Raw genomic sequence first — 17,019 nt, forward strand, 5'->3', positions numbered from 1 at the left:
ATGACCAAGCATGAAGCCATCGAAACGCGTTCGGCCCTGCCGCTGGAAACGCGCTCCGACGACAACACCGATCCGCTGGCAGCGGCTACCGCAGCCGTCGAAGAGATCCGCGCCGCTGCCGAAACCCGGCACACCGCACACCAGACGGAACTCCGCGCCGCTGCCGACCGCATCGCCGCGCTCGAAACGCGCCTCAATCGTCCAGGCCAGCAGTCGCAGGAAGACGGCCCCAGCGCCGAAACCCGCGCATTCGGCACCTATCTTCGCCGTGGCGACCGTGGCCTGTCCGATATGGAAGTCCGTGCCCTGACAGTCTCGACCGACGCTGCCGGTGGTTTCCTCGTGCCGGAAACGTTCGTTGCCGAACTCCTCCGCAACGTCGTCAACTTCTCCCCGGTTCGTCAGTACGCCCGCGTCATGCAGATCGCATCCGCAGACGTGACGATGCCGAAGCGCACCGCCAACCTGACGGCGCAGTGGGTATCGGAAACCGGCGACCGCCCGGCAACGCAGCCCGTCTTCGGGGAAGTCAAGCTGACCCCGTTCGAGGCCGCTTTCCGCACCGACAACCCCATGGGCGCGGTGAAGCGCATCAAGCATACGGCTACCGGTTACGAGACGTGGACAGAGGAGGATATCGAGCGTTTCCGCGCACACTGGCCAGAGAGTGCGCCCCAGCGGCTCGCATTCGAGATCTTGCTCTACACCGGCTTGCGTCGGGCTGACGTGGTTCGGCTTGGTCGGCAGCATATCCAGGGCAACCACATCGTCTTCAAGACACAGAAGAGCGGGGGGAAGGTCGAGCTTAACATTCCCGTGCATGCGGATTTCCGCAAGCTGCTAGGCCTGATCACGCATAGCCACCTCAACCTGATTGTGACAGCACAAGGCGCGGCGCGTTCGGAGAAGGCTTTCACCAACTGGATAATCGAAGCGGCTAGGGACGCTGGCCTCCCGCCTCACAGATCGCCCCACGGGCTAAGGAAGGCATCGTTTCGTAGGCTCGCAGAGGCAGGATGCAGCGCCAACGAGATCATGTCTATCACCGGCCATAAGAACCTGGGAGAAGTCGAGATTTACGTGAAGGCAGCAGACCAGAAGAAAATGGCTAACGCCGCAATCATCAAGACGTTCGGTGCAGCGTGAGAACGAAGGGACAACGAGAAATGGCTAATCGGAAGCCGATGTTAGCCAATGCCACCGCTAAGGCATTGATTTTGCGAATGCGTAGGGACCAAATGGTACGCCCTAGGGGAGTCGAACCCCTCTTCCCAGAATGAAAATCTGGTGTCCTAACCGATAGACGAAGGGCGCATTCGCTGGTGGCCGGCTTATAGGCTGAGGATCGCCCGGAGGCAAGAGGAAAAGCGCACGAAGCGACGAATTTCTAAGGAGGTGATCCGGCACGATTCTCGCGCAATACCAACGCGATGCGCGCAAGCGCTCAAGCGCGAAATCAGATACGAAGGAGGAGGGGTTTTGCCGCAAAGTGGTACGCCCTAGGGGAGTCGAACCCCTCTTCCCAGAATGAAAATCTGGTGTCCTAACCGATAGACGAAGGGCGCAGTCGCTTTGCGGTGGGCGTTTTATAGTCAGCGGTTTTGGGGACCGCAAGCCGCAAATGTCATTTTGTCGTAAAAATATCATCGCTGTGGACGACGGTGGCAATAGTGCAAAATAATCGATTTAAATCAGCGGCCTAAGCATCTCGTGGGCCGCAGGCCCAGTTCCAGTCGCGCCGCGGTCCGATGTCGATGTGGACGGACTGCGTGTGGCAATAGGTGCCGACGCCGCCGCGCCCGTCCGCCGCGCGCAGGAAGGTTGCGACATCCCACTTGCTGACGCCCGCCACCTGAATATCGGCGGCCTCGCAGGTCAGGTGTCTCGACTGCGGCCGGCCACCGACCCGGATATTGTGCGCAAGGCTGCGCCGTCCCGAGGTGACGAGCACCTTCTTACCGAAATGCCGCTCCACCGATTTCAGGATGGTCAGCAGCTGTGGCTTGAAGCAGCCGGTCTCCACCGTCTCCGTCTGCAGCAGAAGGCCGCTCGGGGCCAGCCGGGCCAGACCGGAGAGCGACGCCATCTGAACCTCTGGGCTGGTGTCGTCGTGATTCTCGGCCGTATCGTCGACGGTCGCAAACATCGAACGCGCACGGATGCCGGGCAGGGCGGTGTAGCTGAGCGCCGCCACCTGCTGCGGCGCCATGCCGGCCATGCCGGAGAGCGCCTTGTTGTTAGCCGGCTTATCGGACGCGCTTGTGGCCTCGCCCGACCCGGGACGGGATTTGCCGAACAGGCCGATGAGGGACGCCGTCCGCGTCGCCTCGGCCGGCTGCGGCGCCGTTCCGGGCTTCAGGGTCGCCAGCGCAGCCTCGGCGGGCATCTCGCCCGTCGGCGCAGACGTGGCTGCGCCCTGAACCTGATACCCCGCATCTGTGGACTGAAGCGGCAAGGGTTGCTGGGAAAGGGGTGACGTGGTCTGACCCTGCGGTGCAGAGCGAAAAAGGCTCGCCGGCGTGGATCCGCCGCCCGAAACGGGCGAGGCACCGGCCGTGCCGCCGACGGAGAAGATGCTGCTCGACGTCGCCTGCAGTCCTGTCCCCTGCATGACAATGGCACCCGGCTGTGCGGGCGCCGGCGGCTGGGCGGCCATTTGCGCAGCGGACGGGCCGTTTGCAGCTTGCGCGGCCGGAGACGTCGGTGACGCGGGCCCCGAGGCGACGACCGGTACATCCGTTTCGCCGACTTCGGGCGCAACGACGCCTTCGACCAGCTGATCCGTGACGGGCTTGCCCGTGACGCAGCCCGTCAGGAGCACGGCGGCGAAGACCACGCAGCCGACGCTTGCGAGAAAGGGTTTTGACGAAGGGCCGTATCGCAACGCTGCATCTCCCGATCGACGGCTGAGATCGATGGCAAGCGTCAGGGCCGCGCCATCATGGCCGATGCCCGAAATCACATGCCCGGGCAGATCTTCAGGGAGAGCTATGCGCCGGCCCCGTTGCGTGGAGCTTGCGCCGTGACCCTGCGGCGATCGGAATCTCGTCGCAGGGTGATCTTTACAGAAAGGGTCTCGCGGACCTGCCTACCAGGCGCCGGTGTTTTCCATGGACGACCACGGCTCCTGCGGTGCAAGGGGCGCGCCCTTCTGCAGGATTTCGATGGAGATGCCGTCTGGCGAGCGGACAAAGGCCATGTTGCCGTCGCGTGGCGGCCGGTTGATGGTGACGCCCGCATCCATCAGCTTCTGGCAGATGGCGTAGATATCATCGACCTCGTAGGCGAGATGGCCGAAGTTGCGGCCGCCCGTGTAGTCCTCGGTGTCCCAGTTGTAGGTCAGCTCGAGGCACGGCGACAGGCGCGACTGTGCGTGATCCACGTCGCCGGGCGCGGCGAGGAAGACCAGCGTAAAGCGCCCTTTTTCGTTTTCCGTCCGGCGCACCTCTTGCAGTCCGAACAGTGTGCCGTAAAAATGCTGTGCCTGATCAAGGTCCTTAACCCGAACCATGGTGTGCAGATAGCGCATGAAAGCCCTCTCTCCTGTTGTTGCACCTCCTATCTAGCGCTGCGCCAGCCAGACACAAGGCTGGAGTCATAGCTTACCGATAGCGGCAAATTTCGTCCCGGGGACTTGCCCACAAGCGGCGGGACGATGTTATTCTGATGCTCAAGAATCAGTTAACCGCAGCAATCGTGATGCGTATTCGAGGGGCTGGCAGACAATGGTGGACAGGATTTCGGCGAAAGATGTCGCACCAGATGAAGAGCTTGGCGGCGATGCGCTCGATCTCATCGAGATCACCGGCGTCATCAAGTGGTTCGATGTCGCCAAGGGCTTCGGCTTCATCATTCCGGACAATGGCATGCAGGACGTTCTTCTGCATGTGACCTGCCTGCGTCGCGATGGCTACCAGACGGTTCTGGAAGGTGCGCGCATCGTCGCGCTGATCCAGAAGCGCGACCGCGGATACCAGGCCTTCCGCATCCTCTCCATGGACCAGTCGACCGCGATCCATCCCTCGCAGCTGCCGCCCGTCAAGACGCATGTGCAGGTCACGCCGACCAGCGGCCTCGAGCGTGTGCTCGTGAAATGGTTCAACCGCACAAAGGGCTTCGGCTTCCTGACGCGTGGTGACGGCACCGAGGACATCTTCATCCACATGGAAACCCTGCGCCGCTTCGGCCTGACGGAGCTGCGCCCGGGCCAGACGGTTCTCGTGCGTTTCGGCGATGGCGACAAGGGTCTCATGGCCGCGGAAATTCACCCCGACGTGCCCGCGCCCACCGGCCGCGCACATTGACGGACGTGAGATGCTGAGCCTGCGCCGGGCCGCGGGCCGCGCCGTCCTCATCGCCGCAACGCTGCTGGCCTCCGGACCGTCATTCGCTGCGGACGTCACTTTCGATAAGGCGCCGCTGACGATCGTCACGACCGATGGCAAGGCGCATGCCTTGACCGTGGAGCTTGCGCTCGACAGCGACCAGCGCGCCCAGGGCCTGATGTTCCGCCGCGCGATGCCCGCCGATCACGGTATGCTCTTCGACTTCGGCCAGACGCGTCCGGTGATGATGTGGATGAAGAACACGTTCCTCCCACTCGACATGCTCTTCGTTTCGAAAAACGGCAAGGTCGAAACCCTCCACGAAAACGCCGTTCCCCAATCCGAATCCATCATCGATTCCCGCGTCCCCGTCGCCTATGTCGTCGAACTGAACGCCGGCACCGCCAAAACCCTGTCGATCACCCCCGGCGCCCGCATTACACTGCCGCCACAGCTCGCGGCGGCAAAGCCGGACTGAGTTCGAGAGCTTTTGGAGGGGGGTGCAGCCTGTCGGGATGCGAATGTCGCATCGCGAGAAAGGCGCGCCAAAGTCGCACGGCGAATCACACCCTTGTTTTTGTTGAGTTTTGGCGACCCCTGCAGGGCTCGAACCTGCGACAACCTGCTTAGAAGGCAGGTGCTCTATCCAGCTGAGCTAAGGGGCCGGTGGCGCCGCTGTCGGCGGCGCGGGTGGTATCAGTGCGTCCAGGGCTGCATGCGGCTGTAGCGGAAGTTGTCGCTGTAGGAAACATTCTTCCGGGTCGGATCCTTCGGCGCGATGACGCGATATTCGATGCCGTTGCGTTCGGCATAGGCAACGGCGGCCTCGGCACTTTCGAAGGTCAGCTTGACCTGCTGGCGGGTGTCGGCCGAGCTCGTATATCCCATCATCGGATCGATCGTGCGGGGCGTTTCCTGATCGAATTCGAGCACCCAGAGATTGGTCTTGGCCTTGCCCGACTGCATGGCGGTCTTGGCGGGACGATAAATCTTGGCGGACATTCCTCAAACTCCAAGCATGGCAATTGCCGGCTCAGCCGGCTTTCCTGTGGCATAACGCACAAATGGTGAAAACGGAATGACCTTGATGCAGCCTCGACCGAATTTTCCGTTCACAGCGCAGCCTGCATGGTCTCGCGGCGATGCCGTGGAAAAACCGTCGCTCTCACAAAAGGCCATTTCTGAAGGGGAAATTGGTCGGAGTGGAGAGATTCGAACTCCCGACCCTCTGGTCCCAAACCAGATGCGCTACCAGGCTGCGCTACACTCCGTGCCGATGGGTGGGCAATACACGCTCGGTGGCAGGGCCGCAAGGGTGAAAGGCGACGGCGTTCGAATTTCGCGGCGCCGGCGCGTTTGCGTCTTCGCCCTACGGCTGTGGCAAAACGAGGGGCGTTCAGCGGCCGGGATGACCGGCGAGAGATCATCCCGCGTCACCCTCGATCAGCTTCACAGCCGCGAGCGTGCGTTTCAGCGCCCGCTCCGAGATCGGTTTCGACAGGAAGACGGCGCCTTCCGGGAGCGTGCCGTCGGCCGGGTTGTAGCGGCCGGAGATGATGACGAGGGGGCAGGCGGGGTGGCGGCTTGCCGTGATATGCGCGAGCTGGATCCCGTTCAGGGAGCCGGGCATGTCGATGTCGGTCAGCAGCGCGGAGATCGCGGGCAGGGTGTCCATGACCTTCAACGCCTGATCCGCGTTTCCCGCCTCGATGACGGCAAGACCCATGTCGACGATGAGATCGGCGAGATCCATTCGGATCAGGCCGTCGTCTTCGACGACGAGGACGGGAGCGGAGCGTGGATGGTGGGCCATCAATGTTCCCTCTGGAAGCTTTCGAGATCGGCCGTCACGAGGCAGCGAAGGCCTTCGGGCGCATAGGTCATTTCCACATGCCCGTCAGAGGTGCCGTTGAGGCCCGCCGAGATCAGTCGGGAGCCCGAGCCCTTGACGCGCGGTTCTGCGACGGTCGGGCCGCCGCGCTCCGTCCAGATCATCTCGAACCGGTCGGCCTCCGGCATGACGACGCGCCAGCGCAGATCGACGCTGCCGGTCGACACGGAGAGCGCACCGTGTTTTACGGCATTCGTCGCCAGTTCATGCAGGATGAGGGACAGGGAGAGCGAGGGTCGGGAGCCGATCTTGAGATTCGGCCCCGTCGTCACGAAGCGCGGTGCGGCGGGGTCGTCGTGCAGGTCCGTCATCTGCTGGACGAGCTGGCGCACTGTGGATGTCCCGCGCCCGCCTTCCAGAATCGTGTCATGCGCGGCGCTGAGTACGGCCAGCCGCTCGGAGAGCCTCTGGCGTGCCGAGGCAATGTCGGGCGCATTGCGCAGCGTCTGCGAGGCGATCGCCTGCACCATGGCGAGCTGGTTCTTCAGCCTGTGCCCGAGCTCGTGGGAGAGAAGCTCCCGGCTGGCCTCCTCCGCCCGGAGGTCTGTCACATCGCGGGCCTGCACGAGAATGCCGTTGATCGTGCCGTCCTCCTGCCGCATCGCCTGGTAGACGAGGTCGATCAGACGATGTTGCATCTCGCCGTCCGGGCCACGGTTGAGCTGGATCGGCAGATCGCGCGCGATGAAGCTTTCGCCGGTCCGGTAGACGCCATCGAGAATATCGATGAACCCTTGGCGCACGACCTCGGTCACGGCTTCGGCCACCGTCTTTCCGATGATATCGCGACCGACGCCGATCATCGCGTAATAGTCTTCGTTCGCATAGTCGAAGACATGGTTCGGGCCGACCAGCATGGCAATGCCGCCGGGGCTGAGTTCGAACACCTGGCGGAAGCGCTCCCGCTGCGTCCGCTCCGCACGGCGCGCCATGACCTGCGCGGTGATCTCCGTGCAGGCGCAGAACATGCCGAGCACCGTGCCCCAGGGATCGCGCACCGGCGTGTAGGAGAAGGCGAAGTGCGTTTCTTCAGGATAGCCGTTCCGATGCATGGTGAATTCGATATCGTCCATCGACGTGCCCCGCCCGTCATAGGCAGCGGTGATGATGGGTTCGACGGCATCCCAGATGTCGTGCCAGAGCGCGCGGAACGAATGTCCGAAGGCCGCGGGATGCCGGTGACCACACATGACGGCGTAGCCGTCATTGTAGAGCGTGACCTGCTGCGGCCCCCAGACGATCAGCATCGGTTGAAGCGAACCGAGCATGACGTTGGTCAGCGTTTTCAGCTCCACGCTCCAGTCCTCCCGAGCCCCGAGCGGTGTCCGCGACCAGTCCATCTCGTCGAACAGCTTTCCGCAGTCGGGATTGGCAGGAAACATGAAGGGTCCTTCATTCGGCAGGCGCCGGCATGGCCCGCGCGCGATCTCCCCGGCGATGTAGCGCCATGCCGGCAAATCTTCCAGTCTCATCTGTGCTTGCCATGGAGATGCCGATGCCGGCCAGGAGCGGCAGAGGCCTTGCGTAAGTGGAACTCTACATCTTCCCCGGGCGCTTCGTCTGTGCCATGGACGCTGAAAGCGACTTATACGAAAAGGTCTCGATTTGCCCGAACTCTCGCTTCCCCGCCGTCCGCTGGGACTGGCACCCGATGTCATCTCCACCCCGCGGGCCTATTACTGGTCGACGCCCATCATTCTGGCGCTATGCGCTTTCCTGCTCGTCTGGGAGGGCCCGGGCGTGCTGCGCGATTTCACCATCAGCCAGAATCCGATCCTCATCGAGGATGGCGACGTCCAGAACGGGCGCTGCACGACCCGAAAAGCCATCTTCACCGATTGCGAAGCCCGCCTTGTCTACAGCTATGGCGGCAAGGATTACGCGAGCGACGTCGAGATCATGTTCGTCGATTTCCATGTCGGGGACTACGAGACCGGTCTCGTCATCTCGGGCGATCATCCGGAACTCGCCACGATGAGCCTCGGCCTCGACAAGCTGTGGAACCGCATCATCACGCTGACGCTCTTCGTGCTCTTCCTCGGAGGCCTCGGGATCGGTATGATCTTTCTCAGCCTGCGAATCTGGCGCGTCCGGCGACAGTTGCGGCATCCCGCGATGCTGGTGCCCGTGCCGGTGGAAACCGCCGCCTTCGATCGCAAGCGCGATATCCTGTCGATCACCTACAACGACACGCTCGCGGACGACAAGACCAAGCGTTCGGCCTATACGCGGATGCGCAACGGCGAGGAGCCGCTGATCGTCGGTGCGAACGGGGGGAAGGCGGTCGCTCTTGCCGTCCGGCACGGAAACACGGCTCTTCCCGTGCTGCTCGACGACCGTCTGATGCGGATCTCAATGACCGATGCGGAGCGCGCGGAGGCCCTTCTGCCGTTCGAGAGGGCGGCAGACGAACACGACGATCGCCCGCAGCTCGTGGAAGCGCCGCGGAAGACGGTCTCGATCTGGAAGCGGCTGCAGATGGTCCTCGGCGTGCTGCTTCTCATGGTGGTCGGCATCGTCGGTTTCTGGCTCTGGTATGTCCTCGCCTCCGACACGCAGTTCCAGTCGCCGGGCATGGACATCAATAATATGATGCCGGCACCGGTCAACGCATGGGGCTGCGACCAGCTGCAGAAGCGCTTCGGCGACCAGCGCGCACCGTTCGGATGCACGGCCGGGGATTATACGAGCTGGAAGTGATCCCGCGCGCCGCACGCCGGAGGCGATGACTCAGGGGCGATCCTTCGGAGCGTGCGGCGCGCTCAGCACGTCGCGCAGAATGTCGAACACATGCGGCTCCTGCATTTGCGAGACGTTGAAGCGCATGAAGGTCGTCGCGCTTTGCGACAGGCTGAAGGCGTTGCCGGGCGCGAGCACGAGGCCCCGCTGCAGGGCGCTGCGCGCCACGTCGGCGGCATCCCTGTCGTCCGGAAGCCGGCACCAGAGAAACATGCCGGCCTGCGGTTCGAGCCACGGGGTGACGCCGAGGTTTTGCAGCCGTGTCGAGACGGTCTGCATCGTGGTTGCCAGCCGCTGGCGCAGCACCTCCAGATGCTTGCGGTAGCTCCCGTCGCTCAAGACGCCGTACACGAGCTCGGCGGTCAACCGGCCGCCGCCGAAGGTCGTCGCAATCTTCAGGTCCGTCAGGCTGTCGATCCATTCGGGCTTTGCGGCGATGAAGCCGCAGCGTCCCGAGGCAGACAGCGTCTTCGAAAAGCTCCCGATATGAATGACCCGATCGAGCCCGTCGAAGGCGGCGAGCCGCGGTGCCGGACTGCGCTCGAAATCGGCGAAGATGTCGTCTTCGATGATGACGACGTTGCTCTGCTCGGCAATTTTCAGAACCCGATGCGCCGTGACGGGCGACAGGATCGCACCTGTCGGATTGTGAATGGCGGAATTGGTGATGTAGAGCCGGGGCCGATGATCCGCGACCGCCGTCGCGAAGGCATCGATGTCCGGGCCGGTCGGCGTGTAGGGAACGCCGACGATCTTTGCCCGATGCGCACGCAAGAGCGCATGGAAATTGAAGTAGCAGGGATCGTCCACGAGCACGGTATCCCCGGGCTCCAGCAGCAGGCGGCAGAGGAGATCGATCGCCTGCGTGCCGGATTCCGAGAGGAGGATCTGGTCCGGAGAGGCGTCGATGCCGCGTTCGCCCATACGCCGGCCGATGAGCTGACGCAGGGGCGCGAGACCGAGGGGAGAGCCGTATTCCGAAAGGACAGGGCTTTTGGCACGCGACAAGGTGCGCAGCGCGCGCCGCACGCCATCCTCCGGCAGCCAGCTCGGCGGCAGCCAGCCGCATCCGGGTTTCGCATCCTGTGCGTCTGCTTCCAGCGACTGGCGGGACACCCAGAAGGGATCGATGGCCCGATCCCGCTTCGGTCCGGCATCGGCAACCGAAAAGGGGATCGCGGTCGCGCCCGCATGCTGCGCGACATAGAAGCCCGAGCCCGGTCGCGACTGGATCGTCCCGTCCCCGACCAGTCGCTCGTAGGCCTCCACGACGGTCGATGTGGAGACCTTCAGCGCCGCCGCAAGCTTGCGGATCGACGGCAGCTTCGCGCCCGGCAGCAGCGCGCGGCTGGCAATGCGCAGACGGATCGTCTCCATCACCATCGTCGTGCGGCTCGGCGAACGCGCGATCGGCTCCATCTGTAAGGCTCCTTGACCACAACAGTTTTGATGAACTGTACGGAACCGTTTCTGGCACTGCCGGGCAGGCCGGTCAATAAGGACCCACCGGCCCAACGAGACGGGCGTGTCGAAGGAGTGCGTGATGGATCGGGGAACGGCCGGCTGGCTGAACGGAATGATCGGCGTGGTGATCTTCAGCGGATCGCTGCCCGCCACGCGGCTTGCCGTGATGCAGTTCGATCCCGTCTTCCTCACGGTCGCCCGCGCGGCGATTGCGGGCCTGCTGGCCCTCGGGCTCCTTCTGCTGCTGCGCCAGAAATGGCCGGCACCGCGGGAGATCGCCTCGCTGGTGATCGTCGCGCTGGGTGTCGTCGTCGGCTTCCCCTTGCTGACCGCGCTGGCGCTGCAGCACGTCACTTCGGCCCATTCGATCGTGTTCATCGGCCTTCTGCCACTCGCGACCGCCATCTTCGGCGTCATCCGGGGCGGAGAGCGGCCGAAGCCCGCTTTCTGGATCTTCTCTCTGCTGGGCAGCGCACTTGTTGCCGGCTATGCGCTGGCGCAGGGGCTGAGCGCGTCCCCGCTCGGCGATCTTCTCATGCTTCTGGCGATCATCGTCTGCGGCCTCGGCTATGCCGAAGGGGGAAAGCTGTCGCGGACCCTGGGCGGCTGGCAGGTGATATCCTGGGCGCTCGTTCTGGCGCTGCCGCCCATGCTCTGCCTCGCGCTGTTGACGATGCCGGCGAGTTTTGCCGGCATCGAGCCACCGGCTCTTCTCGGTCTTGCCTATGTCTCGCTGTTCAGCATGCTGATCGGCTTCATCTTCTGGTATCGGGGGCTCTCGCAAGGCGGCATCGCCGCCGTCGGCCAGTTGCAGCTGCTGCAACCCTTTTTCGCGCTGGCACTGGCGGCAACCCTCCTGCACGAGCCGGTCACGGCCGACATGCTGGGCATCACCGTCTGCGTCATCCTGTGCGTCTTCGGCGCCCGCCGCTTCGGGCGCTGAGACGGCCTATGCGGCCCGGTGCCGCGTGGGGGTCGTAGATGCCGCGACCTGCCGCCCGGGATTGAGCTGGAACCGGTTGACGATCTCCGATAGCGCGGTCGCATCCGAGGCGAGGTTGCTGCTGATGGCCGTGGTCTCCTCGACCATGGCCGCGTTCTTCTGGGTCATTTGGTCGATCGCGTTCACGGCCGTGCTGATCTCCAGCAGTCCGACGGATTGCTCTTTCGAGCCTGTCGTGATCGCCTCGACCTTGGCGTCGATCTCCATCACATATTGCGCGATTTCGGCAAGCGCGCGCCCCGTCTGATCGACCAGACGCACACCGTCGGAGACGTCGCTCGAGGATGTGCGGATCAGCGCGTTGATATCCTTGGCGGCGGCAGCCGACCGTTGTGCGAGTTCGCGCACCTCCTGGGCGACGACGGCAAATCCCCGTCCGGCATCGCCTGCGCGGGCCGCTTCCACCCCGGCGTTGAGCGCAAGCAGGTTGGTCTGGAAAGCGATTTCGTCGATGACATGGATGATCTGCCCGATCTGGTTCGATGAGGCATCGATGCGCTGCATCGCCTCGACCGCATCGCGCACGACCTGGCTGGACGATGTCGCGCTGCGATTGGCCGCGCCGACGAGGCTGCGCGTTTCCGCTGCCCGGTCGGCCGAGGATTTGACGGTGGCGGTGACCTCGTCGAGGGCCGCGGATGTCTGTTCCAGCGCCGCTGCCTGCTGCTCGGTGCGTTTCGAAAGCTCGTCTGCTGCCTGATACATCTCGCTGGCATTGCCGGAAAGTTCGGTCGTCTTGCCGAGAACCTGCTCCAGCGTCAGCTGGAACGTGGCCAGCGACTGATTGAAGTCGAGGCGAAGCGGCTCGAAGCGATCGGCGAAAGGTTGGTCGAGCGTGTTGCGGATGTTGCACTCCGCAAGGCGTCCGAGGCCCGCCCCCAGCGTTTCCACGACGGTGCGCAGTTCGTCGGCTTCCCGCTCGCGATGACGTTGCTGTTCGAGGCGCTGGGCTTCCGACAGCGACCGATCCTGTTCGGCCGCCGCCCGCATCTGCTGGCGCTCGATCGCGCCGGCACGGAAGACGGTCAACGCGCGCGCCATGGCGCCGATCTCGTCCGTACGATGGGCGAAGGGCACCTCCGCGGCGTAGTTGCCGCCGGAGAGCACGCTCATGGCATCACCGATCTTGACGAGAGGCCTGATGGCCCGCCGACGGACGAACCACAGGCCCGCAAGGAAGAGCAGCACGGATGCGCCGCTGCTGACGGCCCCGATCAGGGTATATTCCGTGCCGGCGAAGTCGGCATTCTCGACGGACGTCGCGAGCGTCGAGGTGGCCAGGGCTGCAAAAGCCCGCACCTTCGCATCGTGAACGTAAAAGGCATCCATCACCGGCTGCAGGTCTGCAGCGTCACCTCTGGCCTTGGCCTCCTCGAAGACCGTGGCGACGGACCAGAACGCTTCGCCGCTGGTAACGACCTGTTCGGCGAGGCCGAAGTGTAGCCGGGGATCGAGGTCCGATCCCGCCCAGAATGTCTTGCGCGCATCGAAATCCAGCCGCAGCGCCTTCATCGCCTCCAGATTGGCGCCGGCACGCTCGGGATGGACCATGGTTTCGTTGGCCAGCATATAGGCCTGGAGAGCGTAGAGCGGAGGCGGCAGGATGTCGGCGATCAGGTCCTTGCCATTGGCAATTTCACGATAGACGGGACCGCCGATCTTCAGCTCCTTCAGGGCAACCGTCTGCAATCCGATGGATGCGACCAGACCGCCCGTGACGACGACACCGAACACCACGAGTAGGCGAGAAATAGTCAGGCTCGGCATGTGACCTCCCAAGGTCGCGCATGCGCGTGCGCCATCCGCCGCTCTTCATGCTCGCCGTCATTGATGCGCCGTGCCCGCTAAGACTTGGTAAATTGTTGCCGACAAAAGCACCATTTTTAGGGTGAGCGCGTGTTTTTGCGGCAGATCACGATAGGATCCGCGTTTGGGCCGATTGGGGTACGTCGAAGAGATGCACGGCAACGGAGGCGTTTACCCGTCCAATCCGGCGTACCAGTCGGCATAGGGCGTGTTCTTGGCGAGATAGCGATTGTAGTCCGGCGCGCCGTCCGTCCACCACACAGGGCCCCGCTCGCCCAGCGCGACCTTCGCCGTATCGACACGCCCTCGCGCATCCTCTTTCGCATAAGGATCATTGCCGGCATCCCGGACCGCGCGCCGCGCCGACATCAGTTCGGCCACCAGCGACGCCCGCACGTCTTCCGCAAGGGCCGGATTGCTCATCCTCCACAGGCGACCCCGAACGACGAAATAACGTCCGTCCGGCGTGTGGGGATATGTCTCGGTCAATGTCCGCTCTGTCGTCATGTGCGACGAAACGCGGATCGAAGAGAGCATGTTCCCGCGCGCAAGGTTTCCGGTCAGCGACGCGGCGCAAACGGAAAGACCCGCCGATGTCGCCATCAGCGGGTCCGTGTTTTTGCCTTCCGAAGCTGAGCGGTTGACAAACCAACCAAGGTTTTGGCCAAGGCATGTGTAACTTCCTGAATATCCGATGATTGATACGACGATCCCAGCCAGGACTGGCCAAAACCAACGCTAAATCTGGCCAAAGAACGTGGACATGAAAAAAGCCGGGTCGAAACCCGGCTTCAATATACAATTCTGGTTTTCAAACGTCAGACAGCTTCGACCTCCGATCTTCGATAGAACGGTTTCGAAGCCGCCCAGAAGGCCGGCACGACGCCTGCTTTCGCGAGAGCGCGTTCCAGGCTCGAAGGCTTCGTCCGGCGAGCGGTCACGAGATTGGCCAACGACACGAACTCGTCGACAAAGGCGGAGAAAGCGTGCGGCTCGATCACCTTTTGCATGTATCTCTTCACAGAGTTCATGCGCTCCACAGTCGGCATTCGCCCACTTTCAATCAGTGCTTTCATGACATCGTGAGATACCGGAAATTGTTTTGCTACCTTGGAGATTGTCAAGCATCCGTGATGCTCCCTCATCGTAAACGCCTTAATCTCGTCCGCGTGGACCCTAACCGCAGCGATTCCGACATCGCCCGCAGCAAGCGCAACCTTCATCAGCCTCCTTGCGAGAAGAAGCTCCATTATCTCTGCGAAAGTGCAGGTTGCTTTCTTCATGGTTGAGGCGATGTTCGACATTCCCGGCTCAACCTCCATCGTTGCTGCAGACCGAACCCGATCGAGGAAAATTTCGAGCTCGCCGGGTGCGAACCTACGGTCCACGTTGAGGAGCTCCTTTGCACATCTGTCGCCACCAAAAGGTTGGATGAACCCGAGCTTGACGAGTATGTCGAACTGAATCCTTCCTGCCCCAAGGCGCCGTTTCGCTTCGGTGGCATTTAGGCTTTCTCGGGCGGCGTTTACGAACGTAGTCATCTCGTTTGCCTCGAGTAATATGCGTTCGAACGTCTTGGCGGTGTCCTCCATCGGAATCTTTCCCGAGTTCACCAGCATCTTTTGCAGCCGTCTCGCATCGACCCCCAGCTCGGTGGAAGCGGATTGCACAGAATGCAGTTTCCGGTCGGTGACGGGACCAAAGAAATCGTCACCGGGTCCAAGAGGAAGGTTGCTCATAGCCATGTCGCGCATGATGCGCCTGACCGGATCATAGGCCTTGTCCGAAGTCTCGTGAGCGAGCCGCTCGTAGAGACGACCGAACACTACGCAACCGCCCGTGTTTCCGATTCTGCCCTCGAACCGAACAAAATGGCCTCGAAGCCAAGTTCTGAAGCTTTCCTCGCCGCCCTTTAGGATATCGAACCCAGTTCCGGCGCAGATAGACAACTGTCGCTCATCAAGCTTAGTAGAATGAAACCAGATGCCGTGCAATTCAGAGGCGCCGACGGCTTCACAGATCCGAACAGCGACATAGAGAGGCAGGCTATCGAGCCACGCGGACCCGCTATCGCTTCCCTGCAGCCTGGCTTCGACATAGCCCTGAAGGCCGTCAGGCTCCATCGGTACGGCCGACGACAGCAGCGCGCTCATTCCGTCACCCTCGGCAGCGATATTGGCAGCGAAGTCGTGGACGAACGAGCCCCGAACCGTATTTTCGGAAGTAACAAGTCGAACCCCGTGCCGCCGACATACGCGAACTGGGGTAGCCAGCCACAATAGACGGCCGTAGGCGCGGAAGCCGCGACGGCCTTCACGCTCGAGCTCGTCGTCCCGCAGGCATAACGGGCAGCACCGGATCCGCTGCCGCTGCGCCAGTACCCTGGTGAATTGTTGTCGGCAGATCATAGTAATGCGTTCGTCAGCAGCGACAACGCCAGACGCGAGCGTCGACCTCGGAACGTCGATGATGTCTTCAAACTTGTCGATATCGGCTTGAATTCCAACCGCAAGGCCTTGGAAGCGGAATCCCAGATCGTTACCAAATGACCGTGCGCGCCTGTAACCGCATGCGGCAGAGAGGCGGGAGCAGTAGCTGGAGATGGTTTCTCCCGCATTGAATGGGAGCAATTCTGCAAGTCTGCTCATTGCGGGCGCACTCCGTATTTGGTTGCGCGCTTTCCCTTAGACTGCAGTCTGGCTTCCTCCCATGCCTTGTCCTCGTCGCGAAGGAGCGCGATCGACGGATCCAAGTCCTCCCAGTTTGCCGCCTCGAACACGTTCTTGCTCGGCTTGCATCCGGAGAAGGACGCGTAGGTCTTCACGAAATCGTCGACTGTCACGTATTCCCTGTCGGCGAGTATCGCCAACTCCACGGCGGCGCGGACCAACTGGACGACGGATCCGAATTCATTGTCGCATGCATGCATCAGTCGCTTCAGGAACTGGTATGCCTGCGTCGTGAGCGTATCGTCCTCGTCGTCGTTTCGGTACGCCGCGTCATCGAGGGGGATCCGCAGTTCCATGCCTGCATGCTCAATGACGATCGTCCGCACCACGCTTGCGATCACGTTGACCACGCCGTCGGCGTCGACGGAATCGAACGGCACGACGGTGCGACGATTATAGAGCTGCTTGCGGGCAAGAAAGCTTGCCAGAGGCGGAACCCCGGCCAGAATCAGACGAACGGGCCATTGCGGCATCTGTGTCAGAGACTTGAACGCGTCCCCGATGACTGTCGCCTGCCGGACGTTCGCCGTCTCGATAGCGTTCTGCGCTTCATCGATGACAACCCACATCACCTTGTGAACTTTTAGCAAGCGGCGAAACAGCAACCAGGCTTCGTTCTCACGGATCCGGTCCTGCGGAGTGTGCCCAAGGGCCTCCAGCCCTTTGATGGCCAGGAGACGCGGCGTACAGGGCGACTCCGCTTCCATGAAGATGACAGGGTGGATCATCACGCCATCCTCGTCGACATACGACGACATCGCTTTGAGATTTCCGATATGCTTCATGATGGCTGTGGTCTTCCCGGCACCGGAACGACCACAGACGGCGACGATCCGTCGTTTGTCAGGCTTCCCCGTGATCGGCGTCGTCACACTCGCGACCAGCGCCATCAGCGCGTCCCGCAGCAGCAGGTCGCGATCCAGCGGGATGTAGTGGTTGTAGAGTTCCGCGATGCGGTCGGCGATGGCCAGACGGTTGTCGCCGATCAGACCCCGTACGCGGTCGATGGCAGCCTGGCTGCGCCGGGTGTCATGGTTTTTGTCGTACTCGGTCATCGTTCAC

General features: G+C 62.6%; 15 protein-coding genes and 4 tRNA genes. 5 read left to right on the forward strand and 14 right to left on the reverse strand.

All coding sequences use genetic code 11. The annotated features are described in order from the left end of the window. Positions 1 to 1,146: a phage major capsid protein gene (locus LRX75_RS15490; RefSeq protein WP_231815647.1), complete on the forward strand. Its 1,146-nt coding sequence runs from the start codon at positions 1 to 3 to the stop codon at positions 1,144 to 1,146. A 93-nt stretch (positions 1,147 to 1,239) separates the two neighbouring features. Here the strand turns inward: LRX75_RS15490 and LRX75_RS15495 are convergent. The 4 genes from LRX75_RS15495 to LRX75_RS15510 all read right to left on the reverse strand — a co-directional run bounded on the left by LRX75_RS15495 (position 1,240) and on the right by LRX75_RS15510 (position 3,529). Next, positions 1,240 to 1,314: transfer RNA gene (locus LRX75_RS15495), tRNA-Glu, on the reverse strand. A 176-nt stretch (positions 1,315 to 1,490) separates the two neighbouring features. Next, positions 1,491 to 1,565 (reverse strand) — tRNA-Glu (locus tag LRX75_RS15500). Between the two features lie 134 nt (positions 1,566 to 1,699). Beyond that, on the reverse strand, positions 1,700 to 2,962 hold the full coding sequence (locus LRX75_RS15505; protein ID WP_231815648.1) for a D-Ala-D-Ala carboxypeptidase family metallohydrolase: 1,263 nt from the start codon (positions 2,960 to 2,962) through the stop codon (positions 1,700 to 1,702). Between the two features lie 126 nt (positions 2,963 to 3,088). Beyond that, entirely contained in the window at positions 3,089 to 3,529 is a 441-nt protein-coding gene (locus LRX75_RS15510) for a VOC family protein (protein WP_231815649.1), read from the reverse strand. Between the two features lie 196 nt (positions 3,530 to 3,725). On the opposite strand from LRX75_RS15510, the gene LRX75_RS15515 reads away from it, so the two are divergent. Together LRX75_RS15515 and LRX75_RS15520 are read left to right on the forward strand one after the other, a co-directional pair. After that, on the forward strand, positions 3,726 to 4,304 hold the full coding sequence (locus tag LRX75_RS15515; RefSeq protein WP_231815650.1) for a cold-shock protein: 579 nt from the start codon (positions 3,726 to 3,728) through the stop codon (positions 4,302 to 4,304). Positions 4,305 to 4,314: 10 nt separating this feature from the next. Then, complete coding sequence (locus tag LRX75_RS15520) at positions 4,315 to 4,803, forward strand: DUF192 domain-containing protein (protein WP_231815651.1); 489 nt, start codon at positions 4,315 to 4,317, stop codon at positions 4,801 to 4,803. A 110-nt stretch (positions 4,804 to 4,913) separates the two neighbouring features. Here LRX75_RS15520 and LRX75_RS15525 read toward each other — a convergent pair. The 5 genes from LRX75_RS15525 to LRX75_RS15545 form a co-directional block, all read right to left on the reverse strand. Then, a tRNA-Arg gene (locus tag LRX75_RS15525) sits at positions 4,914 to 4,990 on the reverse strand. Positions 4,991 to 5,021: 31 nt separating this feature from the next. Beyond that, positions 5,022 to 5,327, reverse strand: a complete 306-nt coding sequence (locus tag LRX75_RS15530) for an ETC complex I subunit (protein WP_062468020.1) — start codon at positions 5,325 to 5,327, stop codon at positions 5,022 to 5,024. A 192-nt stretch (positions 5,328 to 5,519) separates the two neighbouring features. Continuing rightward, positions 5,520 to 5,596: transfer RNA gene (locus LRX75_RS15535), tRNA-Pro, on the reverse strand. Between the two features lie 152 nt (positions 5,597 to 5,748). Then, positions 5,749 to 6,138, reverse strand: a complete 390-nt coding sequence (locus LRX75_RS15540; RefSeq protein WP_231815652.1) for a response regulator — start codon at positions 6,136 to 6,138, stop codon at positions 5,749 to 5,751. Continuing rightward, a complete protein-coding gene (locus tag LRX75_RS15545) occupies positions 6,138 to 7,598 on the reverse strand; it encodes a sensor histidine kinase (RefSeq protein WP_231815653.1) in 1,461 nt (486 codons plus the stop codon). Before LRX75_RS15545 ends, LRX75_RS15540 begins: the two co-directional genes overlap by 1 nt. A gap of 223 nt (positions 7,599 to 7,821) precedes the next feature. Here LRX75_RS15545 and LRX75_RS15550 point away from each other — a divergent pair, with 223 nt between their 5' ends. Next, positions 7,822 to 8,916, forward strand: coding sequence for a hypothetical protein (locus LRX75_RS15550; RefSeq protein WP_231815654.1), 1,095 nt, complete (start codon positions 7,822 to 7,824; stop codon positions 8,914 to 8,916). Between the two features lie 30 nt (positions 8,917 to 8,946). On the opposite strand, the gene LRX75_RS15555 is transcribed toward LRX75_RS15550, so the two are convergent. After that, positions 8,947 to 10,374, reverse strand: coding sequence for an aminotransferase-like domain-containing protein (locus LRX75_RS15555; RefSeq protein ID WP_231815655.1), 1,428 nt, complete (start codon positions 10,372 to 10,374; stop codon positions 8,947 to 8,949). Between the two features lie 124 nt (positions 10,375 to 10,498). Between LRX75_RS15555 and LRX75_RS15560 the strand changes: the two genes are divergently transcribed. Then, positions 10,499 to 11,362 carry a DMT family transporter gene (locus LRX75_RS15560; RefSeq protein ID WP_231815656.1) on the forward strand — a complete coding sequence of 288 codons (864 nt, stop codon included), beginning with the start codon at positions 10,499 to 10,501 and terminating at the stop codon, positions 11,360 to 11,362. Positions 11,363 to 11,368: 6 nt separating this feature from the next. Here the strand turns inward: LRX75_RS15560 and LRX75_RS15565 are convergent, their stop codons facing one another. The 4 genes from LRX75_RS15565 to LRX75_RS15580 all read right to left on the reverse strand — a co-directional run bounded on the left by LRX75_RS15565 (position 11,369) and on the right by LRX75_RS15580 (position 17,012). Then, the gene (locus tag LRX75_RS15565) at positions 11,369 to 13,189 is read right to left on the reverse strand and encodes a methyl-accepting chemotaxis protein (RefSeq protein WP_231815657.1); all 1,821 of its coding nucleotides are present in this window, start codon (positions 13,187 to 13,189) and stop codon (positions 11,369 to 11,371) included. Between the two features lie 210 nt (positions 13,190 to 13,399). Next, positions 13,400 to 13,651: a hypothetical protein gene (locus LRX75_RS15570; protein WP_338110326.1), complete on the reverse strand. Its 252-nt coding sequence runs from the start codon at positions 13,649 to 13,651 to the stop codon at positions 13,400 to 13,402. A gap of 395 nt (positions 13,652 to 14,046) precedes the next feature. After that, entirely contained in the window at positions 14,047 to 15,876 is a 1,830-nt protein-coding gene (locus LRX75_RS15575; protein WP_231815658.1) for a TniQ family protein, read from the reverse strand. Next, positions 15,873 to 17,012 (reverse strand): ATP-binding protein, encoded by a 1,140-nt coding sequence (locus LRX75_RS15580; RefSeq protein ID WP_231815659.1) that lies wholly within the window; start codon positions 17,010 to 17,012, stop codon positions 15,873 to 15,875. Before LRX75_RS15580 ends, LRX75_RS15575 begins: the two co-directional genes overlap by 4 nt. Between the last annotated feature and the right edge of the window lie 7 nt (positions 17,013 to 17,019).

Origin of the sequence: Rhizobium quercicola, assembly GCF_021168455.1 — a bacterium.
GTDB classification, from domain to species: Bacteria; Pseudomonadota; Alphaproteobacteria; order Rhizobiales; family Rhizobiaceae; genus Ferranicluibacter; species Ferranicluibacter quercicola.